Origin of the sequence: Rhodococcus sp. KBS0724, from assembly GCF_005938745.2 — a bacterium.
In the GTDB taxonomy this organism is placed as follows: domain Bacteria; phylum Actinomycetota; class Actinomycetes; order Mycobacteriales; family Mycobacteriaceae; genus Rhodococcus_F.
The window spans coordinates 4,674,189-4,696,844 of sequence record NZ_VCBX02000001.1 but is presented as its reverse complement, the minus strand read 5'-3'; the positions used below and the strand labels follow the sequence as shown (position 1 = coordinate 4,696,844).

General features: G+C 62.2%; 26 protein-coding genes. 18 read left to right on the top strand and 8 right to left on the bottom strand.

Annotation, left to right across the window (positions count from 1 at the left end; all coding sequences use genetic code 11):
- Both FFI94_RS21530 and FFI94_RS21525 read right to left on the bottom strand, forming a co-directional pair.
- Positions 1-330 carry an Asp23/Gls24 family envelope stress response protein gene (locus FFI94_RS21530; protein WP_260684231.1) on the bottom strand — a complete coding sequence of 110 codons (330 nt, stop codon included), beginning with the start codon at positions 328-330 and terminating at the stop codon, positions 1-3.
- On the bottom strand, positions 327-791 hold the full coding sequence (locus tag FFI94_RS21525; protein WP_138869597.1) for an Asp23/Gls24 family envelope stress response protein: 465 nt from the start codon (positions 789-791) through the stop codon (positions 327-329). The genes FFI94_RS21530 and FFI94_RS21525 overlap by 4 nt, the downstream gene beginning before the upstream one ends.
- A 187-nt stretch (positions 792-978) precedes the next feature.
- On the opposite strand from FFI94_RS21525, the gene FFI94_RS21520 reads away from it, so the two are divergent.
- Together FFI94_RS21520 and FFI94_RS21515 are read left to right on the top strand one after the other, a co-directional pair.
- Positions 979-2,157, top strand: a complete 1,179-nt coding sequence (locus tag FFI94_RS21520; protein ID WP_185993274.1) for an NAD(P)/FAD-dependent oxidoreductase — start codon at positions 979-981, stop codon at positions 2,155-2,157.
- 63 nt (positions 2,158-2,220) lie between these two features.
- Complete coding sequence (locus FFI94_RS21515; RefSeq protein WP_138869596.1) at positions 2,221-2,988, top strand: glutamate racemase; 768 nt, start codon at positions 2,221-2,223, stop codon at positions 2,986-2,988.
- Between the two features lie 48 nt (positions 2,989-3,036).
- Here the strand turns inward: FFI94_RS21515 and FFI94_RS21510 are convergent, their stop codons facing one another.
- Positions 3,037-3,402 (bottom strand): SPW repeat protein, encoded by a 366-nt coding sequence (locus FFI94_RS21510; RefSeq protein WP_138869595.1) that lies wholly within the window; start codon positions 3,400-3,402, stop codon positions 3,037-3,039.
- A 319-nt stretch (positions 3,403-3,721) separates the two neighbouring features.
- On the opposite strand from FFI94_RS21510, the gene FFI94_RS21505 reads away from it, so the two are divergent.
- Positions 3,722-4,468 (top strand): DNA alkylation repair protein, encoded by a 747-nt coding sequence (locus FFI94_RS21505; RefSeq protein WP_138869594.1) that lies wholly within the window; start codon positions 3,722-3,724, stop codon positions 4,466-4,468.
- Positions 4,469-4,551: 83 nt separating this feature from the next.
- Positions 4,552-5,778: a glycosyltransferase 87 family protein gene (locus FFI94_RS21500; RefSeq protein ID WP_138873329.1), complete on the top strand. Its 1,227-nt coding sequence runs from the start codon at positions 4,552-4,554 to the stop codon at positions 5,776-5,778.
- Here the strand turns inward: FFI94_RS21500 and FFI94_RS21495 are convergent.
- Positions 5,762-6,817: a ferredoxin--NADP reductase gene (locus FFI94_RS21495; RefSeq protein ID WP_138869593.1), complete on the bottom strand. Its 1,056-nt coding sequence runs from the start codon at positions 6,815-6,817 to the stop codon at positions 5,762-5,764. The two genes, FFI94_RS21500 and FFI94_RS21495, sit on opposite strands and share 17 nt — an antisense overlap.
- Before the next feature lie 361 nt (positions 6,818-7,178).
- On the opposite strand from FFI94_RS21495, the gene mdo reads away from it, so the two are divergent.
- The 7 genes from mdo (at position 7,179) to FFI94_RS21455 (ending at position 15,032) form a co-directional block, all read left to right on the top strand.
- Entirely contained in the window at positions 7,179-8,453 is a 1,275-nt protein-coding gene (mdo, locus tag FFI94_RS21485) for an NDMA-dependent methanol dehydrogenase (RefSeq protein ID WP_138869591.1), read from the top strand.
- A 79-nt stretch (positions 8,454-8,532) separates the two neighbouring features.
- Complete coding sequence (locus tag FFI94_RS21480) at positions 8,533-9,636, top strand: MadB family AAA-type ATPase (protein ID WP_138869590.1); 1,104 nt, start codon at positions 8,533-8,535, stop codon at positions 9,634-9,636.
- Entirely contained in the window at positions 9,633-11,150 is a 1,518-nt protein-coding gene (locus tag FFI94_RS21475) for a MadC family VWA domain-containing protein (protein WP_138869589.1), read from the top strand. Before FFI94_RS21480 ends, FFI94_RS21475 begins: the two co-directional genes overlap by 4 nt.
- Before the next feature lie 41 nt (positions 11,151-11,191).
- Entirely contained in the window at positions 11,192-11,515 is a 324-nt protein-coding gene (locus FFI94_RS21470) for a hypothetical protein (protein WP_138869588.1), read from the top strand.
- A 274-nt stretch (positions 11,516-11,789) separates the two neighbouring features.
- Positions 11,790-12,932 carry an iron-containing alcohol dehydrogenase gene (locus tag FFI94_RS21465; protein ID WP_260684510.1) on the top strand — a complete coding sequence of 381 codons (1,143 nt, stop codon included), beginning with the start codon at positions 11,790-11,792 and terminating at the stop codon, positions 12,930-12,932.
- 13 nt (positions 12,933-12,945) lie between these two features.
- A complete protein-coding gene (locus FFI94_RS21460; RefSeq protein WP_138869586.1) occupies positions 12,946-14,331 on the top strand; it encodes a MadS family sensor histidine kinase in 1,386 nt (461 codons plus the stop codon).
- A complete protein-coding gene (locus FFI94_RS21455; protein ID WP_260684230.1) occupies positions 14,328-15,032 on the top strand; it encodes a MadR family response regulator transcription factor in 705 nt (234 codons plus the stop codon). The genes FFI94_RS21460 and FFI94_RS21455 overlap by 4 nt, the downstream gene beginning before the upstream one ends.
- Here the strand turns inward: FFI94_RS21455 and FFI94_RS21450 are convergent.
- Entirely contained in the window at positions 15,029-15,520 is a 492-nt protein-coding gene (locus FFI94_RS21450; RefSeq protein WP_138869585.1) for a GbsR/MarR family transcriptional regulator, read from the bottom strand. The genes FFI94_RS21455 and FFI94_RS21450 overlap by 4 nt on opposite strands.
- A 68-nt stretch (positions 15,521-15,588) precedes the next feature.
- On the opposite strand from FFI94_RS21450, the gene FFI94_RS21445 reads away from it, so the two are divergent.
- Both FFI94_RS21445 and FFI94_RS21440 read left to right on the top strand, forming a co-directional pair.
- The gene (locus FFI94_RS21445; RefSeq protein WP_138869584.1) at positions 15,589-16,524 is read left to right on the top strand and encodes an ABC transporter ATP-binding protein; all 936 of its coding nucleotides are present in this window, start codon (positions 15,589-15,591) and stop codon (positions 16,522-16,524) included.
- Positions 16,521-18,185 carry an ABC transporter permease gene (locus FFI94_RS21440; RefSeq protein ID WP_138869583.1) on the top strand — a complete coding sequence of 555 codons (1,665 nt, stop codon included), beginning with the start codon at positions 16,521-16,523 and terminating at the stop codon, positions 18,183-18,185. The genes FFI94_RS21445 and FFI94_RS21440 overlap by 4 nt, the downstream gene beginning before the upstream one ends.
- Before the next feature lie 8 nt (positions 18,186-18,193).
- On the opposite strand, the gene FFI94_RS21435 is transcribed toward FFI94_RS21440, so the two are convergent.
- A complete protein-coding gene (locus FFI94_RS21435) occupies positions 18,194-18,664 on the bottom strand; it encodes a MaoC/PaaZ C-terminal domain-containing protein (RefSeq protein ID WP_138869582.1) in 471 nt (156 codons plus the stop codon).
- Between the two features lie 72 nt (positions 18,665-18,736).
- On the opposite strand from FFI94_RS21435, the gene FFI94_RS21430 reads away from it, so the two are divergent.
- Complete coding sequence (locus FFI94_RS21430) at positions 18,737-19,186, top strand: DUF6314 family protein (RefSeq protein ID WP_138869581.1); 450 nt, start codon at positions 18,737-18,739, stop codon at positions 19,184-19,186.
- A gap of 41 nt (positions 19,187-19,227) precedes the next feature.
- Complete coding sequence (locus tag FFI94_RS21425) at positions 19,228-19,437, top strand: DUF4287 domain-containing protein (RefSeq protein ID WP_138869580.1); 210 nt, start codon at positions 19,228-19,230, stop codon at positions 19,435-19,437.
- A 20-nt stretch (positions 19,438-19,457) separates the two neighbouring features.
- Here the strand turns inward: FFI94_RS21425 and mftM are convergent, their stop codons facing one another.
- Together mftM and mftR are read right to left on the bottom strand one after the other, a co-directional pair.
- Positions 19,458-20,282 (bottom strand): mycofactocin oligosaccharide methyltransferase MftM, encoded by an 825-nt coding sequence (gene mftM, locus FFI94_RS21420; protein WP_138869579.1) that lies wholly within the window; start codon positions 20,280-20,282, stop codon positions 19,458-19,460.
- A 12-nt stretch (positions 20,283-20,294) separates the two neighbouring features.
- Complete coding sequence (gene mftR, locus FFI94_RS21415) at positions 20,295-20,894, bottom strand: mycofactocin system transcriptional regulator (protein ID WP_138869578.1); 600 nt, start codon at positions 20,892-20,894, stop codon at positions 20,295-20,297.
- Positions 20,895-20,997: 103 nt separating this feature from the next.
- On the opposite strand from mftR, the gene mftA reads away from it, so the two are divergent.
- From mftA to mftC, 3 genes are all read left to right on the top strand, one after another.
- Positions 20,998-21,093 (top strand): mycofactocin precursor MftA, encoded by a 96-nt coding sequence (gene mftA, locus FFI94_RS21410; protein WP_072782308.1) that lies wholly within the window; start codon positions 20,998-21,000, stop codon positions 21,091-21,093.
- A complete protein-coding gene (gene mftB, locus FFI94_RS21405) occupies positions 21,078-21,365 on the top strand; it encodes a mycofactocin biosynthesis chaperone MftB (RefSeq protein ID WP_033236400.1) in 288 nt (95 codons plus the stop codon). The genes mftA and mftB overlap by 16 nt, the downstream gene beginning before the upstream one ends.
- Positions 21,366-21,441: 76 nt before the next feature.
- On the top strand, positions 21,442-22,656 hold the full coding sequence (gene mftC, locus FFI94_RS21400; protein ID WP_138869577.1) for a mycofactocin radical SAM maturase: 1,215 nt from the start codon (positions 21,442-21,444) through the stop codon (positions 22,654-22,656).

The window sequence follows — 22,656 nt, the reverse complement described above, 5'->3', positions numbered from 1 at the left end:
TCAGTTCCTTTCTTCGATGAGGGGTGCGCCTTGATCGTCAGGGTGGCTGACGTCGCCGACGGTGACGGTGATCGGTAAGTCGATGACCTTCCCGACCGCGTCGCGGACTTGCTGCGCGACAGTCACGACGTTTGCCGGGTAAGTCACGGATATGTGTACGTTGCAACCGGTTTCGTCGATGACGACGCCCGTGAGGCGTTTGCCGGGGAGGTAGGTTCCGACTTCGCCGAACTCGCCGCCGTGCAGTGCGGCAACGCCGTGAACTGCCAGCGCGGCGTCGGCAACGGTTTCGGCTGCCTTACCGAGATCGATCCGGTCGGTACCGCTCACTGAACTCTCGGCTTCGCTTCCGGCTCGGTGCCCGGGTTCTCGGCTTCGCCGAAGAGCATCACGTCGAAGACGGTGATGTTGACTTCGGTGACTTCGAGGCCGGTCATTCTTTCGACTGCAGCTATGACGTTGCGCCTGATTCCGAGCGCCAACTCGTGGAGCGCGACGCCGTATTCGGCGACGATTCCGATGTCGATCGCGGCCTGCTTCTCGCCGACCTCGACAGCCACGCCCTGGGCGTGATTGACGCGCGCGCCGGGGATGCGGTCGCGGAGTGCGCCGACAGCGCGTGCGGTACCCCCGCCGACGTCGTAGACGCCGTTGATCTCGCGGGTGGCGATGCCGGCGATCTTGGCGACGACGGCGTCGGCGATGATCGTTTTGCCCTGTGTGCTGTGGAGCGCGGCGCCACCGTCCGCGCCGAACTGGACGCTACTGCTTCCACTGGAATCGCTGGTCATACTGTGCTCCCTGCTCGAGTTTCAGTGTGTGCGTCTCACCTGCCCTCAACTCTAGTGACAACCGCTGCTTGTCAGCGGGTGCACCACGCTTACGTCCGAATTTGGTATGACAGAGTCTGACGTGAAGACGTGACGGCTCTCATAGTGAGCGCCGATAGTGACGCAAGAACAGACGGGTGGGTGTGTGGTGGCACGGATTGTGATCGTGGGCGCAGGTTTGTCGGGGCTACGAGCCGCGGAGGAGCTGCGGCGAGTCGGTTTCGAGGGTGAGATAGTGCTCGCCGGTGGTGAGGTACATCTGCCGTACGACCGTCCGCCGCTGTCCAAGGAAGTCATCCGCGGAGACAAGGACGAGACGACTCTGCGTCCGGCGGAGTTCTTCACCGAGAATGCGATCGACTTGAAGCTCGGTTCCCCAGCGCAGTCGGTGGATACCGCGTCCAAGACCGTCACGTTTGCCGACGGTTCGGAGCTGACGTACGACGATCTGATTATCGCCACGGGACTGACCCCCCGGCGCATCGGCGGTCTGCCTGAGCTGTCGGGTGTGCACGTGCTGCGCTCCATCGAGGAAGCACTTGCTCTGCGCGCGGATCTTGCGCCTGGCAAGCGAGCGCTGATCGTCGGAGCAGGCTTCATCGGCTGCGAGTTGGCGTCGAGCATGAAGTCGCACGGCGTTGACGTCGTCCTGCTCGAGCCGCAGGCGACACCGCTTGCATCGGTACTCGGCACGACGGTGGGAGCCCTGGTCGAGCGACTGCACCGCGACGCCGGCATCGACGTCCGGGTTGGTGTCGGGCTGGAGACTCTGTCAGGCGACGGCGTCGTCGACACCGCTGTACTCGGTGACGGTTCCGAAATTGCGGTCGACGTGGTTGCCATCGGCGTCGGATCATTGCCGGTGACGGACTGGCTCGCAGATTCAGGAATCGAACTCGGCAACGGCGTGCTGTGCGACGCGGTGGGCCGGACAAGCGTCGAGAACGTGTGGGCGATCGGTGACGTCGCCGCGTGGACGATCGGGGAAAATCGCAAGCGCGTCGAACATTGGAGCAACGCCGGGGACCAGGCGAAGGTTCTTGCCGGAGCATTGACCGGGACAGGCGACCCGAATGCACCCGCGCAGGTTCCGTACTTCTGGAGCGATCAATTCGACGTGAAGATTCAGGCTCTGGGAACTGTGTCACCCACGGATCAGGTGCATATCGTCAAGGACGACGGCCGCAAATTCGTCGCGTACTACGAGCGTGACGGAGTGCTGGCAGCTGTGGTCGGTTGCGGCAGTCCTGCGGCTGTGATGAAGATGCGCGCGAAGATCGCTGCGGGAACTCCGATCGCCGAGGTGCTGGAAGCCGCAGCAGTGTGAGTTGATGGACGCCGCGTGTGAGCTGATGCGGCCAGGGCGGGTTCGGGACGCTAGATTTGTTCGGTGATCGTTGCGCTCATCGACTCGGGACTAGGTTTGCTCCCGACTTCCGCCTGGCTTCGCCGCCTGCGTCCCGAACTGGATCTGGTGCTGTCCTTGGATCCTGACGGCGCACCATGGGGGCCGAAGCCGGTGCCGTGGGTGATCGATCGGGTGCTGGGCGCAGCGCAGCGAAGCCTCGACCGGGGCGCGCAGGTCATCGTGCTGCCGTGCAACACGGCGAGTGTGACGGCGCTCGAGCAGGTCCGTGAGCTGGTCGGGCCAGATATTCCGGTAATCGGAACGGTACCGGCGATCAAACCAGCGGCCGCCGCATGTGAGTCGGTGGCGATCTGGGCTACGGCGGCCACCACGGCCAGCCGCTATCAGGCAGATCTGATCGCGGAGTTCGCTGATGGATCCGAGGTGGTCGGCGTCGCGTGCCACGGCTTGGCCGACGCCATCGACCGGGGCGACCGAGCGGGCGCGTTGGCCGCGATCGGCGATGCCGCCGCCCGGACGCCAGAGGGCGTGCAAGGTGTTGTTCTGGGCTGCACCCACTACCCGTTGCTGCGGGACGAAATTGTTGCCGCGCTACCCGAAGGCGTCCTGCTCTTCGACAGCGCCGAAGCCGTCGCCAGGCAGACACTGCGCCGGATCGACGCAGCCGCGATGGACGCCCCTGCCGGTTCCGGGACTGTCGAGGTGTTTGTGAGCGGACGCCCCGGCAGCCTTCCGCCCAGCGCCGAAGCATTCGACGCCGGGCGGTTGCTGGGAGCAGTCAGGGCCTGATCACCCAGTGATGCTGCTCTAATGGGCGGCCACTCCGTGATCACTGCTCTAATGGGCGGCCACTCCGTGATCGCCGTGATGCAATCTGGCGCTCATCACCGGCATCGCACTGACTGCCACCACTACGGTGAGGACTCCGACAACCCAGGCTGTCCAGGCTGCGCCTTCGAAGGCGTGGAAGTTCATGACCCAGGGGGAGATGAACATCAGAACACCGAAGACACCCATCGCATAGTCGGCGACGGCCATGTCGGGTCGCGCCATGTGAGCCAGGCCGGCGAGTGCAACGAGGACACCCAGGACGATCAGTGACCACATAGCCCGGTCGTTGGTGGTCAACCAGATCGGTGACAGTGCGGCAAAGACACCGAGAACCACGGCTACGGCATCCTGCATTCGATTCCACGACTTCATGGCGAAACCTCCTCGAGCGAATGGACTTCTTCACTCTCGAGTAGACGCCTTCCTGAGGTCGAGTTCAACTCTCCGGCAATTGCATTCGGGTTGCAGTTACCGGTACGCAGTGGAGGTTTGTATCAAGATTTGTGATCATAGGTGCGGGCCGCGACCAGCCCGCGTGGGGCGGTGGCTGCGATGTGGCCGGAGAGTGCCATCAGTGTGAGCGTGGTGAACGCCAGTGCGGTTGTAAGCATGGTTTCAGTGTTGTCGCCTGGGCTGTGCTTACCTGGGGCGTCGCATGTGAGGACGCTGTGAATTGTGAGATCGTGTCGGCATGGGTGATCTGAGTGCTCGTGCGGTGTGCGAGGCGTTGGCGGAGCTGTCCGATCCGGAGGATGCCGTTCACCTGCAGCGGTTCTTCAAAACCGGGCCGGGGGAGTACGGCGAGGGTGATGTCTTCATCGGGGTTCGGGTGCCCAAAACGCGGACCGTGGTCAAACGGTTCAGCGATCTCGACTTGACCGAGGTGCGTGTTCTGCTCGACAGTGAAGTTCACGAGCATCGCCTCGCCGGCCTGTTGATTCTCGTGACGCAGTTCGAGAAGGCAAGCAGGCAGCGGTCTTTCGACGACGCAGCCCGGCGCACGATCGCCGAGTTCTATCTCGATGCGGTGGAGCGGGGGCGGGTGAACAACTGGGATCTGGTCGATTCGTCGGCTGGTCAGATCCTCGGCGGATGGTTATTCGATCGGGATCGACGTCTGGTGTTCGAGCTGTCGGCTTCGGGCGACCTGTGGCGTCGGCGCGTGGCGTTGTTGACGACGTACGGTTTCATCACTCGAGGTGACGCGTCGACAACCCTCGAGCTCGCAGCATCCGTCTGTGGTGATCGTCGTGATCTGACCCAGAAAGCGATGGGTTGGATGCTGCGCGAGGTGGGCAAACGCGTCGACCGAGGTCTGCTGACCGGATTCCTGGAGTTACACGCGCACGATATGGGTCGTACCGCGTTGAGTTATGCGTGTGAGCACCTGAGCGTGGAGGAGCGCGCGCACTTTCGATCGCTCCGTGCGCCGGTGTGAGTCTGCGTCGTAACGGTCTGTGACACGATCGAGGGGTGCCGGCCTCCTCAGCTCGACTAGTTACTGCGACAACCATCGCGTCGATGTTCACGGCAGCATGCGTGGTGTTGGCATACCTGGTGTTCGTCGTACGAGCCGTCGAACCTGTCGATTTTCTTGTGTACCGGTACGCCGCCGAGATGTTTGCCGGTGGAGGCGACATCTATGCCGGGAACCTGTTCGGCCCGCTGATCGAGCCCGAGGGGATGCCGTTTACCTATACGCCGTTTGCGGTGTTGTTGTTGTGGCCGACAGCGATTTTCGACTGGTGGACCGCGTACCTTCTGTGGTCGCTGTTGTGCATTCTCGTGGTGGCGTGGACGGTTGCGCGATTCACTCCGAGGTGGGTTCGATTGCGGCCGTTGGTCATGTCCGCAATTCTGATCGGGGTGTCGGTGACACCGACGGTCAGCGCGCACATTTCGTTCGGTCAGGTAAATCTGCTGTTGATGGGTTTGGTGTTATTCGACATCACCCGCCGCGACAACTCGATTCTCGGCCGATACTTCCCGCGTGGACTGTTGATCGGCATTGCGACCGCAGTCAAGCTGACCCCGGCATTGTTCATCGTCTATTTCCTGGTGACACGGCAATGGCGACTGGCGATCTGGAGTTCGGTGGGTGCTGCCGCTGCCACTATTGCTGCCGCACTGGTCGATCCGGCCCTGAGCAGGACTTTCTGGACCGAGGTCGTGTGGAGTCTCAGCGGCCGAGTGGATCTGACAGGCGAGGCGATTGCGAGTTCGGGTAACGGATCACTGCAAGGCACTTTGGCGGCGATGGGTTCCTGGACGGATGCAGTGGTGATGCCGTTGATCGTGCTGGTCGGCGCAGTGGCGCTGTGGATCTCACGGCGGATCTATCTCGACGGACGCAGCGTCGACGCGGCACTTGTGGTCGGGTTGAGTGCGCCGATTCTGTCGCCGATCAGCTGGATCCATCACTGGGTGTACCTGATTCCGGCGGCGGTCACGATATTGTTCCGACTGCGTTCGCGTCGAGGCTTTGCGGTGTTTGCGGCCGCTCTGGTGGTGATCTACTGCGGACCGAGTATGGGACAGCAGCTGATGGACGCGTCGACGCTGTTAGTGCCGGTCGGTGTGATCTTGCGTGAGGGCTTCATCCTGGTCAGCGCCGCGGCGATTGTTGCGTTGTGGCAGATGCGGCCTCGTCAGACAACTGAGTTGGCGGAAAACGGCTCGGCCCCCGAAACCGAAGGGAATCAGGGGCCGAACCGTATCGAAGAATCCGGTGTCAGAACTCGATCTTGAGGGTGTCGGTGACAGGCTTTGCCTGGCAGCCGAGAATGTATCCGTTTGCGATGTCCTCGGCGTCGAGGATCTCGGAATTGTCCATCTGCACTTCACCTTCGGTGACGGTGCAGGCGCAGGACCCGCATTCGCCTTCCTGGCAGGAGTACGGCACATCGAGTCCCTTGGCGAGCATGATGTCGACAAGGGTCTGCTTGCGTGGCCACACGAGGGTGTGAGTTTCGCCGTCCAGCTCGATCTCGACTGTAGCGGCGTCGGCTGCTTCTTCGTCGGTGACCTCGGCGAGCTCGACGTCCTTGAACGGATCACCGGCGAGGGAGTTGAAGACCTCGGCGTGGACCTGTGTGCGGGGCATTCCGGCTTCGGCGAGTGCGCTGTGCACGGCGTCCATGAAGGGGCCGGGGCCGCACATGAAGGCTTCGTACGCGACGAACGGCTTGGCCAGCGTTGCCAGCTGCGATACGGCTGGGAGTCCCTGGACCGATTCGATCCAGTGAATGACGGTGAGGCGGCCGGCGTACTTGGCCGAGAGTTCACGCAGTTCTGCGCCGAAGATGACGGACTTCTCGTCGCGGTTTGCGTACACGAGGACAACGTTGCCGCTGCCCTGAGTGAGGGCGGACTTGAGGATCGAGATCACCGGAGTGATGCCGCTGCCCGCGCCGAAGAGCAGGAAGTCGTGATCGAGCGACTTGGGGGTGAACACACCGGACGGCGGCAGCACTTCGATGGTGTCGCCGACCTGGACCTTGTCGCACAGCCAGTTGGAGCCGTAGCCGTCGACGGTTCGCTTGACGGTCACCTTGGGGGCGTCGTCGGTGAACGGTGAACTGGCCAGGGAGTAGCACCGTGCAACGGAACCGGTCTGGTCGCTGGGGATGCGCAGGGTGAGGAACTGTCCGGGCTTGTAGTCGAACTTGCCCTTCAGGTCCTCGGGGATCTCGAATACCAGCGACCGGGCGTCCGAAGTCTCTTCCACGACTCCGGACACGGTGAGTACCGCCGATCGCGAGCTGTGCGGTACCTCGACTGTCGTCATCGCGAAGCAAGTCCTCTCGTGAAGCTGGGTAAAGCGCAGGTCAGTGAAATGCTAGAGCTAGAACGTGTTCTAGTTCAATGCTAGCAGTGATGAAAAGCTACTGGGGATCCTAGTCGTGCGGCAATACGTTCCCGATCAGCGGGAATCAGACCGTCCGCGATGGTGAGGCCTGGCACGCCGGGGTGGTCACAACCTGCCCGAAAGGGCGGTTCGGGAGCGGCGTCCGGGCGGTAAACGCCGAGAACTCTGGGTTCGGGCTGTCGGCCGGTCCACAGTGGAGTGCAGATGAGACGCCGATCACAAACAAGCGGCTCGAATCACTCCCACCGTCACATTCACGCATTCGCGAGGAGCAAAGAAGATGGCAATCGAGCTCAACCAGATCTGGGATTTCCCGATCAAGGAATTTCATCCATTCCCCCGTGCGCTGATGGGTGTGGGCGCTCACGACATCATCGGCGTCGAAGCCAAGAACCTCGGATTCAAGCGCACCCTGTTGATGACGACGGGTCTGCGCGGCTCGGGAATCATCGAAGAACTGATCGGCAAGATCGAGTACCAGGGCGTCGAGGTGGTTCTCTACGACAAGGTGGAGTCCAACCCCAAGGATTACAACGTCATGGAGGCCGCGGCTCTCTACCAGAAGGAGAAGTGCGACTCGATCATCTCGATCGGTGGTGGTTCGAGCCACGACGCCGCCAAGGGTGCCCGCGTCGTGATCGCGCACGACGGTCGCAACATCAACGAGTTCGAGGGATTTGCCAAGTCCACGAACAAGGAGAACCCACCGCACATCGCCGTATCCACCACGGCCGGTACCGGTTCCGAGACGTCGTGGGCGTACGTCATCACCGACACGTCGGACATGAACAACCCGCACAAGTGGGTGGGCTTCGACGAAGCGACCATCGTGACTCTCGCGGTCGACGACCCGCTGCTCTACTACACCTGCCCTCAGCACTTCACCGCGTACTGCGGCTTCGACGTACTCGCACACGGTAGTGAGCCGTTCGTGTCTCGTCTCGATTTTGCGCCGTCGCTCGGTAACGCGATCTACTCGGTCGAGTTGGTCGCCAAGAACCTGCGCGAGGCCGTATTCGAGCCGCGGAACCTCAAGGCCCGCGAGGGAATGATGAACGCGCAGTACATTGCCGGCCAGGCCTTCAACTCCGGCGGACTGGGAATCGTTCACTCGATCTCCCACGCGGTGAGCGCCTTCTTCGACAGTCACCACGGTCTGAATAACGCCATCGCGCTGCCGCGGGTGTGGGAGTACAACCTGCCGTCGCGCTACGAGCGTTACGCCCAGTTGGCCGGCGCACTCGGCGTCGACACCCGCAACCTCACGACGGTGCAGGCTGCCGATGCAGCCGTCGAGGCTGCGATCCGTCTGGCCAAGGACGTCGGTATCCCCGACAACTTCAGTCAGGTGCGCACCGATTCGTACGCGAAGAACCAGATGAACACCAAGAAGTACGAGGGTCGTGGTGATGTCATCACGGGTGACGAGAAGACTGTGCGCGCCATTTCCGAGCACATTCAGGACGACTGGTGCACCCCGGGCAACCCCCGTGAGGTCACTGTGGAGTCGATGATTCCGGTTGTCGATCACGCGATCAACAAGTCGTACTTCTGACCCCTGCTGTGCGCCTTTGTCAACCGCCCGCGGTTGACAAAGGCGCACAGCGCGTAGCGCTATGAAAGGAACCGCCCCGATGACGATCGCGACCGCTCGCAGCTTCTCCAGCGGAATCGAAGTGAAAGATGCTCTGCGCGAACAGGACTACATCGCCGACGACGAGTTTGCGGTGGTTGTTCATCTTGCGACGGCATTGGGGCGTCCGCTCCTGCTCGAAGGGCCGGCTGGGGTAGGCAAGACGGAACTCGCGAAGTCTTTGGCTGCGATCGGCGGCCGCAAGCTTGTGCGTCTGCAGTGCTATGAAGGGCTGGACGACAATCGGTCGCTGTACGAATGGGACTACGCCAAGCAATTGCTGCACGTGCAGATGCTCCGCGACCGGATCAGCGACCAGGTCTCGGAGTTCGACAGCGTCGCCGAAGCGTCGAAGTTTCTGGCAGATCAAGATTTTGGCTTGTACTCCGAGAATTTCCTGTCCGTGCGGCCGCTACTCGAAGCGATCCTGTCACCGGAACCGGTGGTGCTCCTGGTTGATGAAGTGGACCGCACCGAGGAATCGATGGAGGCGCTTCTCCTGGAAATTCTCGCGGAGCAGCAGATCACCATTCCCGAGGTCGGTACCTTCGTGGCCCGGTCGCAGCCCTGGGTCATCCTGACCTCCAACGACACTCGTGAACTGTCACCGGCGCTCAAGCGTCGCTGTCTGCACTACCACCTCGGTTACCCGACGTCGGAGCGTGAGCGTGAGATCGTCACCGCCCGTGCGCCGGAGGTCGATCAAGCCACCGCGTCCGAGGTAGTCGAATTGGCTCGGATTCTGCGCGATCTCCCACTACGCAAGAGCCCGTCCATCTCCGAGGTGATCGATGCGGCAAGAGCGGCGACGGTTCTCGCGGCCAGCGGATTGGGCGCGTCGTCGGACGCCAAGGTGCGCGATATCCTGCTGGCAGCGCTACTCAAGTACTCGTCGGATGTGACGCTCGCAAAGGAACGATTTGACGGGAAAGTGCTGGAGTCGCCTCTGGAGTCGCCTGTGCGTAGCAGTGACGCGCCAGTCGAACGTGCCACTGTCGCAAGCAGGCCTGCCAACACGACGACGGCCGTGTTCCGGGGGACCGGCGGGCGGGATTCGAATCAACCGGGAGTCCGCGGCGGCAGCGGACTCCGCTCGTCGCGATGACAATGCTCAGCGCTGCCGAAAAGCCGTCGTTTGTCCTCGACGTGGTGTCGGCGAGCTTCGGCCGATTGCTGAGGGCGGCCGGAGTGTCGGCGTCGCCGGCCGAGGTGATCGAGGTTCGGCGAGTGCTGGCGATGGTCGGTGCGTCGGATCGCGACGTCTTGCGTGCCTGCCTACGGTCGGTGTGCGCCAAGTATTCTCACGAGCAACCGGGCTTCGATCGGGCATTCGACGCGCTGTTCCGTCCGAAGCGAGACGCGAAGAATCCAGAACGTATCGCGTCCAGAGCGGAAGTTGCCGACGGCCTGCCCACCGCGCTCGGTATCGACGAGGATCAGGAAGTCGGCCGATACGCGGAGTATAACGAGCGTGCCGCCGAGGTGGGTGACTACTTCGATACTCCGGAGGCAGAAAAGGGTTTCAACCCGCACAAGGACGACGACGACGTGTCGATGACGTCGAGTGATGCTGAATTGTCGGTGGACACCGGTTCCGAGACCGGGCGCCGGGGAGTCAGCTACACCGTGGACGTGGACCGAGCATCGTCGGCAGTAGTCGGAGACCTCAGCACCAGTGTTGCTGCTGCAGTGGTGGGTTCGTTGTCCTGGGACGATCCGACGTCTATTCTCGCGTGGCTCGACGCGTACGATCCGAGCAAGGCGTACGCGGACGTCTCCGACGACGGACCGCTGACGCAGGCACAGTTGAACCGCTTGGTCGAAGCTGTCGAAGCGTTTGTCCAGGCACTCTCCGCCGCTGCTCTCGCGGAGTCCGCTCCCGATGCGCCGGACAGTGAATCGGCTGCCGGCCCTTCACACAACGACATCGAACTTGCGTGCCACGAAGTGCTGCGGCGGATGCGAGGCCCGTCGAGGCCGCGCCCCCGTGAACGCTCCCGTGGGCGTCTCGACATGCGCCGGACGGTACGGTCGAGTTTGCGGACCGAAGGCATTCCTTTCCACCTTGTGGTGAAAGCGCCGCGCCCCGACCGGGTTCGGTTGTTGTTGATCGCCGACGTCTCACTGTCGGTCAGACCGATCACCGCATTCACGTTGCGACTGGCGCAAGCTATGCATCGCCGGGCAGATCGTTGTGAAGTGCTCGCGTTCGTCGATCGACCCGTCGACGTCACGGACACGCTGCTCGCCAGCAGTGGTGACGGCGCTCTGGCGGCGGTCCTGGCGCATCCGGGTCTGGATCTGGAAGCCAGCAGCGATTACGGGCGGGTGCTCACCGAATTGCTGGACGAGCACGGCAACGCCTTGAACTCGCGAACCTCGGTCATCATCGTCGGCGACGGGCGGTGCAACGGATTGCCACCACAGGTCGAGAAGCTCGAAGAACTACGACGCAAGGTTCATCGACTGGCCTGGATCACGCCGGAACCACAGCGCTACTGGAACCAGGCGTCGTGTGCGATGCCGGAGTACTCGAAGATCTGCGACGAGGTTGTGGTGGCGCGCGATGCCGCGCAGCTGATGGCCAAGGCGGCGGAACTGGGGCACGCACTTCGCTGAGGTGCGACAGGTAATCCGAGAGTAGTGATGTACTGATATCCATGACGGTGACGAAGGCCGAGAAGTCGGCGCTGCGCTGGAAACCGATACTGCTGCTGACGGTACTCGGTGCGGTATGCGGCCTTGTTGCTTTGGGAGTCTTCCAGTGGTGGTGGCAATCGTTGGCATCGCCGCACATCCTCACTGGCGGCGCATACTTTGATCCCGAGCCTGGGTTCACCGGAGCCAGCTTTATGGACCTGTTCCCCGCAGAGCCTGCGCCGTGGTTGTATTCCGGATTGGTCCTCGGACCGACCGTGGTCGGCTTGCTCGCCGGCATCGTGTTCGTGGTGTTCGGCGGGCGGGAGCGTCGTCGTCAGGAGTAAGGGCCTCCGTGGACGCGCGGCCGAGGCATAAAGACTGTACCTACCCGATCGGGTAGGTATTCACCTCTCCTTGGGCGGGTGTGCGTCTGTCAATGCCCGCGTAGTCTCGGAACCGGCGCTTGTTAAGTGGATCACAGACTCGGCGCCCAGCGAGAGGAGAGTGGGAGCCGTGTCGGTGGATGTTCCGGAAGCCGTTGACGCAGGTGAACACCATCAAGACGCAGGTGAACGCCGTCAAGATGGAGCTGCGCGCCCCCGTGACACGGCTGCGCGGTTGGTGAAGTTTCATGCCCCGGAAATTGTATTCGGAATCGGTTCGCTGGTCGAAGCCGCTCACGCAACTCTCCGATTCGGCGGTTTTCGCCCTTTCCTCGTCACCGACCCAGGCCTGGTCGAGTCGGGATGGGTCAGTGAACTCGAGGCGCACCTGGCCGAGCAGGGGTTGCGGCCGACGGTCTGGGCGGGGCTGACTCCCAATCCCAAGGATTACGAGATTGCGGCCGGTTTCGAGGTGTACCAGGAGGGTGAGTGTGACGTCATCATCGCGCTCGGTGGTGGGTCTGTCATCGATGCGGCCAAGGGCGTCGCGGTTCTGGCTGCAAACGGTGGAAACATCCTCGATTACGAGGGGGTCGATCAAGCGACCAAGCCGATTCCTCCCCTGGTGATGGTGCCGACCACGTCGGGTACCGGAGCGGACGTGTCCCAGTTCTGCATTGTCACGGACACTGCCAGGGGCACGAAGATCACGATCATCGGACGAGCGTTGGTTCCCGATGTCACGGTCATCGATCCACGCTTGCTCACTACCATGCCCGAATGGCTTAATGCCGCAACCGGATTGGATGCGTTGACGCACGGCATCGAGGCTTTTGTGTCGCTCGCCCATAACCCGCTCACAGATCATCACGCATTGCGGGCGGTCGGCTTGGTTACCGAGAATCTGGTGCGCACAATTCATGAGCCGATGGAAATGGAGGCTCGATCCGTCATGGCTCAGGCAAGCCTCGAAGCCGGGCTTGCTTTCACCAACGCGATTCTCGGTGCGGCCCATGCGATGAGTCATCAGGTGGGCGGCATGCTGGATCTCCCGCACGGCGTCATCAACGGGATTTTGCTTCCCCACGTTATTCGCTTCAACTCCACAACCGACGCGGCGCCGTTCGTGGCAATTGCTGCGGCGCTGAATCTTCCGGAGCAGCGTGGCAGTGCTGAAGAAGCCGCGTTGGCGGTCGCGGATCGCGTCGAGCGGCTTGCCCGTGAGGTGGGAGTCCCGAAGGGATTGGCGGAGTTGGGTGTTCGGGAAGAGGACTTGAGCCGGTTGGCAAGTTTTGCGCTGCGTGATGCGTGCATGTCCACTAATCCGCGTGAAGCCACCCAGGAACAGATGGTGGCGTTGTTCCGGAGTGCACTGTGAAGCGAGTGAGGTCATGACCGCAGACCTGTCGAGGCTCACCGGATTACGTTCGGGAAAGAGCACCTTCTATCCGCAGTACCGCGGCGCTGCCGAACGGCTCGAGCGCGTCGTGCATGCGCTGGAGTTGATTTCGCGGGCGCTGGTTCGAACCGTCGACGGCCCGGAGACGCTGGTCTGTGCTGTCGCCGAGGCCGCTCGTGCTCATCTGAGTGCGCAATGGGTGGTTTTTGCGCTTGCCGACGGTACTCTGCCCGACGCTGGGCCGCGGCGGTTGGTTCTCGGGCCGGATGCCACTCCGTTCCTGGTCGACAACGTCGAGGGCCCGCCGCTACCGGACGATGTGGTGGATTGTCTCAACGACATCCGTTGCGGCAGTATCGAATCGAATTCCGTGGTCGATCCCCACTATGCGTTTGTGCCGATCGTGCTCGGAGGCGGTGTTGTCGGCGCCTTTGCGGCCTGGACTCCGCAGAATCGCACTCTCGATTCCACCGACGGAGCGGTGCTCAGCATCTTGGCCAGTCAAACGGCTGTTGCGCTGCAGAATTCGGCTTTGTACCAGCGTGGGCAACTGCTGTTGGCGCGTGCCGAAGAGGCATTTGCCGAGGCCAATCGAACTGCCGCCGATCTGGCGGTGCGAAACAGTGAGCTGGAATCGACGCAACGTCAACTCGGGGTGGCGCACCGGCACCAGGTGGTCGACGACGAACGTCACCGCATCGCCCGTGAACTGCACGACAGTGTGACCCAGGCGGTGCTTTCGGCGGGCATGCAGATCGAAGTGTGTCGCAGCGACATTCCCGACGCCGAGCGAAGCGAAAGACTGGACCTGGCAAAGGATCTGACCAGGCGGGCCGTGGAGCAACTGCGCTCGGCGATCTACGCCCTCAACCACTCGTCGGACGAAGGCCGGACCTCGTTGCCGGAGATGCTCGAGCAGCTCAGTGTGGTCCACATGCCAGACGAGTTGGCGGTGAGCCTGCGAGTCGGGGGCACACCGGCCGAGCTTCCCGGTGGAACCGAGCACGCATTGTTGCGGATTGCGGGCGAAGCGCTCTTCAACGCGGCTGTTCACGCCCACGCCACCCGGGCGGTTCTCCGGTTGACGTATCGCGCCGAGACCGTCATCTTGTCCATTTCGGACGACGGTGACGGAGATCCCGCGCGAATGCGACTGATCCTCAAGCTCGCGGCAAGCAACGATCTCGACGGACGGCACCGGGGCTTGGCCAACATGCAGTCCCGGGCTCGCGAATTGGGAGGCACGCTCGACGTTCGCCGGGCGAGAATCGGGGGAGTGCAAGTGCTGGTTCGGGTACCTCTTGCTACCGGGCCTGACAGCGCTGCCGAGACTGACAGCGAAGATACGTGTCCCACAACCGAGATCGAGGAACGATGACTACAGCACGCCCCGTCTCCGCAGGCCACGTCGGGCCCAGAGACCCTGCCAGGCCAACCGAGAGCCGTGTTGTCCGCATCGTGCTTGTCGACGATCACGCGATACTGCGGCAAGGACTGCGGTCGGTGCTCGAGCGAGAGAACGATTTGCGCATCGTCGGTGAGGCATCGTCGCTACCGGAGGCACTGTCGGTTGTGGATCGGGTCAGCCCCGACATCGTGCTCATGGACCTCAAGCTCTCGGCAAGCTCGGACTACGAGGGATTGACGCTCTGCTCGCAGCTGTCCGTGGCGCATCCGAAACTCGGATTACTGGTACTCACAACATTTCTCGACGACCAACTAGTAGTAAGAGCTGTGCATGCGGGAGCGCGTGGATACGTTGTCAAAGACGTCGACACCACGGAGTTGGTTCGTGCAATTCGGGCGGTATCTCGTGGTGAGAGCGCCTTCGATTCGCGCAGTGCTTCCGCGGTGGTGCGCTCGCTCAACGGCCAGTCGACGTCAAAGGACCGTCTGACGGAACGTGAACTCGAAGTGCTGCGGTTGCTCGCGAACGGGTTGTCCAACATCAGGATCGGTGAGAGGTTGTTCATCTCACCGACGACAGTGAAGTTCCACGTCAGCAACATCATGCGCAAACTCGAGGTGAGTAGGCGTGCCGAGGCCGTGTATGCGGCTAGTAAGCAGGGATTGATCTAGACGCGCGTAGCTCGCCAGTCGGCCAGCATCCGAGGCATCTCCGCGGCCATGAAGTCGAAGAAGTCACGAAGGTCGGCCATGAGTTCACCGCCGCGGGTGCTTTCGCCAAGAACGCGAATGCCGTCTGCTGCTACCTCCGATACCTGGTACAGCGCAGACTGTTTGGTGACAAACGCGTCGGCCCACAGGTCTACGCTGGCGCGGTAGTGCTGACGCCGCGATCCCGGGACGGCGACGCGTTCGATCAGGCTGACCTGCTGTAGATATCGCACCGCGCCGGAGATAGCGGCAGGGCTCACACCGAGTACCTCACCGAGATCGCCGGGAGTCGACGACGGCTTATTGCTGGTCATCAGTGCGGCCCAGACACGCGCCGGCATGGGCGGGAAGCCCATGTTGATCAGCACCAGCGAGAGGCGCTCGACCAACTGTCGGCTCTCATCGGGATGGTCGGTCTGGTTCATATCGGTCTGGTTCGTATCGGTCATCGGGGAGTGTCCGATCTTTCCTTTTTTCTATCTTCACACATTTGTGAAATCAGCGTACGGTCGAATTCATGGGTGCCGCAGTTTCGGTGAATGACCTGGTCAAGACGTTCGGCCCGACCCGAGCGTTGGACGGCTTGGATCTCGAGGTTTCCGAAGGCGAGATTCACGGCTTTCTCGGGCCGAATGGTTCGGGCAAGTCGACCACCATACGGGTACTGCTCGGCCTACTACGGTCGGATTCCGGTGAGGCGACGGTCCTCGGCGGGGATCCGTGGCGAGATTCCGTCGCCCTGCATCGGCGTCTGGCGTACGTGCCGGGTGAGGTGAATCTGTGGCCGAATTTGACCGGCGGTGAGGCCATCGACCTGCTCGCCGGCTTGCGCGGCGGGATCGATGTGTCCACGCGTGCAGAGTTACTCGATCGTTTCGAGCTCGATCCCACGAAGAAGGCGAGAACGTACTCGAAAGGGAACCGGCAGAAAGTGGCGCTCGTCGCCGCATTCGCTTCGGACGTCGATCTGTACGTTCTCGACGAACCGACGTCCGGGCTGGACCCGTTGATGGAGGCGGTTTTCCAGGACTGTGTGCACGAGTTGACCCATGCCGGGAAGACGGTTCTGCTGTCGAGTCACATTCTGGCAGAGGTGGAAGCGCTGTGCGATCGTGTCAGCATCATTCGTGATGGGCGAACGGTGGAGTCCGGAACGCTGTCGGAACTGCGGCATCTGACCCGCACATCGGTGTCGGTCACGACGCGCACACCGGTCACCGGACTCGATGCCTTCGAGGGTACGTACGACGTAGTCGTGGACGGTGACCACGTGAAGTGCGAGGTCGACAGTGTTCGACTCGGCGCACTGATGGAACATCTTGTCGGCTTCGGGATCGTGGCGCTGACGTCAACGCCGCCAACTCTCGAGGAACTGTTTCTGCGTCATTACGGGGACGAACGAGCGAAGGAGAGTTCGGAACATCTGCGCGCGGAGTCTGGGGCGCGGCCGTGACTGTTCTGACCCGGCCGGTCGACGCATCCGAGGGAACTCAGTTCACGGGTACATCACGGTTGGTTCGGCTTGCGTTGCGACGCGATCGAATTCAGCTTCCGGTGTGGCTGATATCGCTGACCGTGTTCCTGCTCTTCGTCGCTGCCAGTGTGGGTGGCCTCTACACCACGCCGGAAGAATTGCGTTCCGTTGCCGTCGGATCCGCAGTCTCGCCCGTCGCGTTGGCCACCAACGGCATAGTGTCGGGGTATTCCGAGGGGGCGATAGTCGCGAGCCAGAGCGTTCTGGTGTTTGCCCTGGCTGCGGCATTGATGAGCACGCTGGCGGTGGTGCGCCACACTCGGCAGAACGAGGAGACCGGACGCGCCGAGATGATCGGCGCTGCGGTTGTCGGTAGGCGTGCGCTACTGACCTCTGCGCTTGTTGTCACGATCGGTGCGAATATCGTTCTGGCTCTTGCCAGTGCAGTCGGTCTGGTGGCCATCGGGTTTCCGGCGGGCGGTTCGCTGGCGCTGGGAGCGTCGATCGGTGGCACCGGTATCGCGTTTGCCGGCGTTGCGGCAGTGGCGGCTCAAATCACCGACGGTGCGCGCACGGCAAACGGTATCGCGGGTGCGGCCATCGGAATTGCGTTCATGCTGCGGGCCGTCGGCGACGTCGACAGCACCGTGGTGGACGACGGTACCCGCGTGGTCAGTGGGTGGATGTCGTGGCTCTCGCCGATCGGGTGGGCGCAACAGATACGACCGTTCGACGACGATGCCTGGTGGATACTGCTGTTGCTCTTCGGTTTTGCCGCAGTTCACATCGCGATTGCCTACGTGCTCATTGGCCATCGTGATCAGGGGGCGGGGCTGGTTCAGCCGAGGCCGGGACCACCGGTTGCTGCGCGGTCGTTGCCGTCGGCGGGGGGTCTAGCGTGGCGCATGCAGAGAGTGACGATGTTCTGGTGGCTGTTCTCGGTGGTCATTCTCGGATTCGCGTACGGGGCAGTCGGAAACGAGATCGACCAGTTGGTGGGTTCGTCGCAGCAGACCGCTGACCTGTTCGAGCAACTTGGTGGGGGATCAGCCGCCTTGGTCGACGCCTACCTGGCCACCGCGTTGGGTTTCCTGTCCATAGTTATTGCGGCATATGCGGTTCAAAGCATTCTCCGCATGCACGGGGAAGAATCCTCGGGGAGGTTGGAACCGCTCCTGGCTACGGCACTTCCGCGCTGGAAGTGGATGCTGTCGCACGTGAGCATTGTTGTCGGCGGGGTGGTGCTCGCGCACATTCTGGCCGGCGCGTTCACCGGGTTTGCATTCGGCTTGGTTACCGACGACATCGCCGGCAACACTGCGCGGATGACAGGCGCGGCGCTGGCGTATCTACCCGCAGTGCTGGTCGTTCTTGCAGTCGTGGCTTTGGTTTTCGGACTGTTTCCGGCGATTGCGTCGTCGCTGTCCTGGGGCATTTTTGCGGCCTGCATCGTTCTCGGGCAATTCGGGGTTCTGTTCAAGCTGCCCCAAGTAGTCCTGGACCTGTCACCGTTCACGCACGTTCCGACAGCACCCGCCGAAGCGGTGACGGCTCTGCCGCTAGTCGTGTTGACCGCTCTGGCACTAGCTCTCGGTGTGGCCGCAATTGCCGCGTTCGCGCGCCGTGACATCCGCATGTAGCGGGTCGATCACGACCTCGGCCGGCAGTGGAGATACGCGTCGGTGACAACCTCGAACATGCGATTGCCCTGCGCGTTAACCAATTCGGCAGTTGTCGTCACCAACCCGCGAGCACGGCCGTCGAGTACCACGTTGTCCACGGTGAGCGTGCCACTCAATGTGTCACCGGGACGCAGGGGGCGCAGAAACCGGACGTCGCGCATGGACTTTCCGGCGATGACGTTCCAGCGGTCGTAGATGCTCGCGACCACAAGTTTCTGGCAGATGGCCAAAGTGTGTACTCCGCTGCCGATCAACCCGCCGAACACGCCGGATTCGGCGGCCTGTTTGTCGGTGTGGAACCACTGCGGATCCCACTGCGATGCAAAGTCGAGAATTTCGTCTTCGGACACCGTGTACGAATCGAGCTCCATGGTCTGGCCGATCCGGAGATCTTCGGCGTAGACGGAGCGATGACGGCGGGCGGCAGAATCGTTCATGTTCTTCTAGATCTCCTGCGGGTAGGTCTGTACCCGGAACATACGCCACCGACGGGCAACTAGAATCGGCAGATGGTCAACGACATGCACCTCGATCCACATGCCCTGGTAGGGGAGTGGAACTTCGAGCGAACGATCGTCGACCGCCGCGCAGACGTAACAAAACGCGTCGCGGGAACCACCACCATCGAAGGTGCCGACGGCAGCCGACTTCGCTGGTACGAGAGCGGAACACTGTTCGACGGTGACCTGGAGTTACCCGTTTACCGAACTCTGTTCATCGAGCGGCACGACGGCGATTGGGCAGTCACCTTCGAGGACGGTCGAGAGTTCCACGACTGGGCGCCCGGAGACGACGTCGAGCATCTGTGCGGCGCGGATATCTACCGGGGCCGCATCGACATCGACATTGCTATCGAGGAAGCTGCAGCAGATTCGCAGGCTTCGTGGTCCGTCGAGTGGACGGTGACCGGGCCGAGCAAGGACTACACGATGACGACGCACCTCACGAGAGCGTCGTAGATAACGCACGACGTGCGCATGGCCGCGGTAGATTTCGGGTCATGACTGAACCTGTGAAAGGCCCGGCGTCGTACTTCCCGTCGATCGAGCAGAAGTACGGACGGCCGATCAGCGAGTGGCAGGAGCTGATCCGCAGTTCCGAGTTGACCAAGCATATGGAACTGGTCAACTGGCTGAAGTCCGAGCACGGGCTGGGACACGGTCATGCCAATGCTCTCGTGGCGCACACGCTGAAGGAAGACATCGCGTAGGAAGATGCCAGTTAGCGCGCTTACCGTGCGTCGAGCACCAACCATCCACCGTGATGCTCGAACACCTCGAACGGCACGCCGGTCTTCTCGCCGACGGCACGCAGTGATTCGAGATCGAAAGTCCGGATATGCCCGTGGCAGGCAGTTGCTTCGTCCTCGAACGGGACCGCGATGACAACACGCTCGCGAGCGATCCGCAGAGCCTGCGCGATCACCTTCTCGCCCACGGCATGGTCGACGTGTTCGAGGAGATGAATCGCCGTGACGGTGTCCGCGCTCTTGTCGGGTGCGGGTACCTCACCGGCGTCGCAGATCAGTGTGTTGATCGTGATGCCCAGTTCGGGGGCGACCGCGTCGAGCAGGATCATGGTTCCTGGCAGGATATCCGTCGCGGTGACGTCCATTCCGGCGCCGGCAAGGCGCAACGGCAGGAATCCGAAGCACGACCCGAGGTCGAGGACGGACCCGCGCACGAGTTCGTGTGCCTTCTCGTGGATGGGCGCGAAATCGGCACTGCCGTCCAGTAGTTCGCGTAGCGAATTCCGGTAGTAGGTGGTCCAGGATTCGAGTGCTCCGTCGACTGTGGAGCGAACCAGTCCGACCATCGTGAGTTCGAATTCGTCCTGCCCGAAGTCGGCGTCCTGGATCGAGGCGGTGACGCCCGCGACGAGGCGTTCGCTGAGGTCGTCCGCGGTCAGGGAATGCCGCACGAGAAGTGCGCCGTCACTACGGTCGAGAGTGAGCGGACCCGATGCCACCCGCTCGACCGTGACGTGGCCGAACGACCATCGACCAGGCGTCGAGGGCGCGAGTGAATCCATGACCGGTGCGGCGGGTGCTGACATGGTGGGCCTTCCTCAGATGCTGATACCGGTGCGCAAGGACTGCGTGCCGGTTCGCAGAAGTTCGGGTAGTTCCAGTGCGTCGTCGGTGAGCCACTGTTCGTAGGCGGCCATCGCGACACCGAGCAGAAGGTAGCCCACAGTCCGCGGACCGTGATCGGTCGGTTCGAGCTTCATTCGCTTGGCAGCGTACTCGGCGACAACCTGGCGCCAGCCTTCGTACATCACCGACGAGTATGCCTGAAGTGTGGGCACGGTGAGGATGAGTTCCATCCGTTTGCGGTGCACGGCAGTCTCTTCCGGGGGAAACGTGTTGAACGTCAGGAGTGCGGATTCGAGGGCGTCGACCAGTGGCATGTCCTCGGGCAGCGAATTGAAGTGTTCACGCATCTGAGCCAGGTGCCCGTCGAAGTCGCCCCACGGCACGGCGTTCTTCGAGGGAAAGTAGCGGAAGAACGTCCGACGAGCGATCCCGGCGGCATCGGCAATCTGGTCGACACTGACCTCGTTGAAGCCGAGTGTGGAAAAGAGTTCGATGCCGATCGTAGAGATCCCTTCCCTGGTCGTGGAGGGGCGACGACCTATCCGAGCGGACGGGTTTTTGCGGCTTCGCATTCTTTTTCTGCTCCCAGTCTGTCATTCTGCACTCGATGCCATTACAGTGGTGAACCGAGTCACAGTGAAGTCCCACTCGTGACCACAGATTCAGGAGGAATCCATGTCCGATCGTGACAATAAGGCACTCGACAACGACCTCATCGAAGAATCGCTGGTCGAAGAGGTTTCGATCGACGGCATGTGCGGCGTGTACTGACCGTGCCTGCTTTGAATCTCGATGCGGGGTGGAAACTCCACCCGCAGGTAGCGCTTCGCCCCGAACCTTTCGGGGCGTTGCTCTACCACTTCGGAACGCGCAAGCTCTCGTTCCTGAAGAACACGACCATCGTTGCGGTGGTCAAGGCGTTGCCAGACCATCCTGATGTCCGATCCGCACTGCGTGCGCAAGGCATCGAAGATGACGCGGCTCCCCAATATGCCCGCGCGCTGAGCACTCTCGCCGACTCGCACATGATTGTGCCGGTCTGAGTCAGACGCTCGCTCCCACGTGTGGAACAGCCCTTCTGCACGTTCGCCCGCTTCATTTCTTTGCGAGGACACAGCCATGACCTCAGTTCTTGAACAGCCCTCCCCGCCCGCCCAGGTGGGTCGCCTCGTCGACCAGTTCGAACTCGGACTCGACGCCCCGATCTGCCTGACGTGGGAACTCACCTACGCCTGCAACCTGTCCTGCGTGCACTGCCTCTCGTCGTCGGGTCGTCGTGATCCCAACGAGCTGAGCACCGAGCAGTGCAAAGCCATCATCGACGAGCTGCAGCGTATGCAGGTTTTCTACGTCAACATCGGTGGCGGCGAGCCGACCGTGCGCTCCGACTTCTGGGAGCTCGTCGACTACGCGACGGACCATCAGGTTGGTGTGAAGTTCTCCACCAACGGCGTGAAGATCGACAAGAAGGTTGCTGCGCGCCTTGCCGCCAGCGACTACGTCGACGTGCAGATTTCCATCGACGGCGCCACCGCTGAGGTCAATGATGCTGTGCGCGGCCCTGGTTCGTTCGCGATGGCCGAGCGTGCGCTTGCCAACCTGAAGGAAGCCGGCTTCAAGGACGCCAAGATTTCTGTTGTCGTCACGCGGCACAACGTCAGTCAGCTCGACGAGTTCAAGGCTCTCGCGGACAAGTACGACGCGACCCTGCGCATCACCCGCTTGCGTCCTTCGGGCCGCGGCGCCGACGTGTGGGACGATCTGCATCCGCGTCCCGAGCAGCAGCGTGAACTCTACAACTGGCTGGTCGCCAACGGTGAGGGCGTCTTGACGGGCGATTCCTTCTTCCACCTGTCCGCATTCGGCGATGCACTGCCCGGATTGAACCTGTGCGGCGCGGGTCGCGTTGTGTGCCTCATCGACCCGGTCGGTGACGTGTACGCGTGTCCGTTCGCGATTCACGATCAGTTCCTCGCCGGAAACATCGTGAAAGACGGCGGCTTCCAGCACGTCTGGCAGCACTCGGATCTGTTCCAGGAGCTGCGTTCGCCGCAGACCGGTGGTGCGTGCAGCAAGTGCAACCACTACGACTCCTGCCGCGGCGGTTGCATGGCAGCCAAGTTCTTCACCGGACTGCCCATGGACGGACCTGATCCCGAGTGCGTCATCGGAAACGGTGAAATGGCGTTGGCCGGCGCGGGAGAGATCCCCAAGTCCAGCGTCGACCACTCACGTTCCGGTCAACGTAAAACCCCGCGTGCATCGGTGCCCTTGACACTGATGATGCGTCCGCCCGCCAAGATTTGTGACGAAAACCCGCTAGCGGGAATGTAA

What these genes read in the sequence shown, in the direction of transcription:
- mftM (WP_138869579.1), bottom strand. Translation starts at nt 20,282, where the DNA reads ATGTCAGCACCCGCCGCACCGGTCATGGATTCACTCGCGCCCTCGACG.
- FFI94_RS21510 (WP_138869595.1), bottom strand. Translation starts at nt 3,402, where the DNA reads ATGAAGTCGTGGAATCGAATGCAGGATGCCGTAGCCGTGGTTCTCGGT.
- mftR (WP_138869578.1), bottom strand. Translation starts at nt 20,894, where the DNA reads ATGCGAAGCCGCAAAAACCCGTCCGCTCGGATAGGTCGTCGCCCCTCC.
- FFI94_RS21495 (WP_138869593.1), bottom strand. Translation starts at nt 6,817, where the DNA reads ATGACGACAGTCGAGGTACCGCACAGCTCGCGATCGGCGGTACTCACC.
- FFI94_RS21480 (WP_138869590.1), top strand. Translation starts at nt 8,533, where the DNA reads ATGACGATCGCGACCGCTCGCAGCTTCTCCAGCGGAATCGAAGTGAAA.
- FFI94_RS21500 (WP_138873329.1), top strand. Translation starts at nt 4,552, where the DNA reads ATGTTCACGGCAGCATGCGTGGTGTTGGCATACCTGGTGTTCGTCGTA.
- FFI94_RS21450 (WP_138869585.1), bottom strand. Translation starts at nt 15,520, where the DNA reads ATGACCGATACGAACCAGACCGATATGAACCAGACCGACCATCCCGAT.
- FFI94_RS21430 (WP_138869581.1), top strand. Translation starts at nt 18,737, where the DNA reads ATGGTCAACGACATGCACCTCGATCCACATGCCCTGGTAGGGGAGTGG.
- FFI94_RS21425 (WP_138869580.1), top strand. Translation starts at nt 19,228, where the DNA reads ATGACTGAACCTGTGAAAGGCCCGGCGTCGTACTTCCCGTCGATCGAG.
- FFI94_RS21505 (WP_138869594.1), top strand. Translation starts at nt 3,722, where the DNA reads ATGGGTGATCTGAGTGCTCGTGCGGTGTGCGAGGCGTTGGCGGAGCTG.
- mftA (WP_072782308.1), top strand. Translation starts at nt 20,998, where the DNA reads ATGTCCGATCGTGACAATAAGGCACTCGACAACGACCTCATCGAAGAA.
- FFI94_RS21475 (WP_138869589.1), top strand. Translation starts at nt 9,633, where the DNA reads ATGACAATGCTCAGCGCTGCCGAAAAGCCGTCGTTTGTCCTCGACGTG.
- FFI94_RS21445 (WP_138869584.1), top strand. Translation starts at nt 15,589, where the DNA reads ATGGGTGCCGCAGTTTCGGTGAATGACCTGGTCAAGACGTTCGGCCCG.
- mftC (WP_138869577.1), top strand. Translation starts at nt 21,442, where the DNA reads ATGACCTCAGTTCTTGAACAGCCCTCCCCGCCCGCCCAGGTGGGTCGC.
- FFI94_RS21470 (WP_138869588.1), top strand. Translation starts at nt 11,192, where the DNA reads ATGACGGTGACGAAGGCCGAGAAGTCGGCGCTGCGCTGGAAACCGATA.
- FFI94_RS21455 (WP_260684230.1), top strand. Translation starts at nt 14,328, where the DNA reads ATGACTACAGCACGCCCCGTCTCCGCAGGCCACGTCGGGCCCAGAGAC.
- FFI94_RS21460 (WP_138869586.1), top strand. Translation starts at nt 12,946, where the DNA reads ATGACCGCAGACCTGTCGAGGCTCACCGGATTACGTTCGGGAAAGAGC.
- FFI94_RS21435 (WP_138869582.1), bottom strand. Translation starts at nt 18,664, where the DNA reads ATGAACGATTCTGCCGCCCGCCGTCATCGCTCCGTCTACGCCGAAGAT.
- mdo (WP_138869591.1), top strand. Translation starts at nt 7,179, where the DNA reads ATGGCAATCGAGCTCAACCAGATCTGGGATTTCCCGATCAAGGAATTT.
- FFI94_RS21525 (WP_138869597.1), bottom strand. Translation starts at nt 791, where the DNA reads ATGACCAGCGATTCCAGTGGAAGCAGTAGCGTCCAGTTCGGCGCGGAC.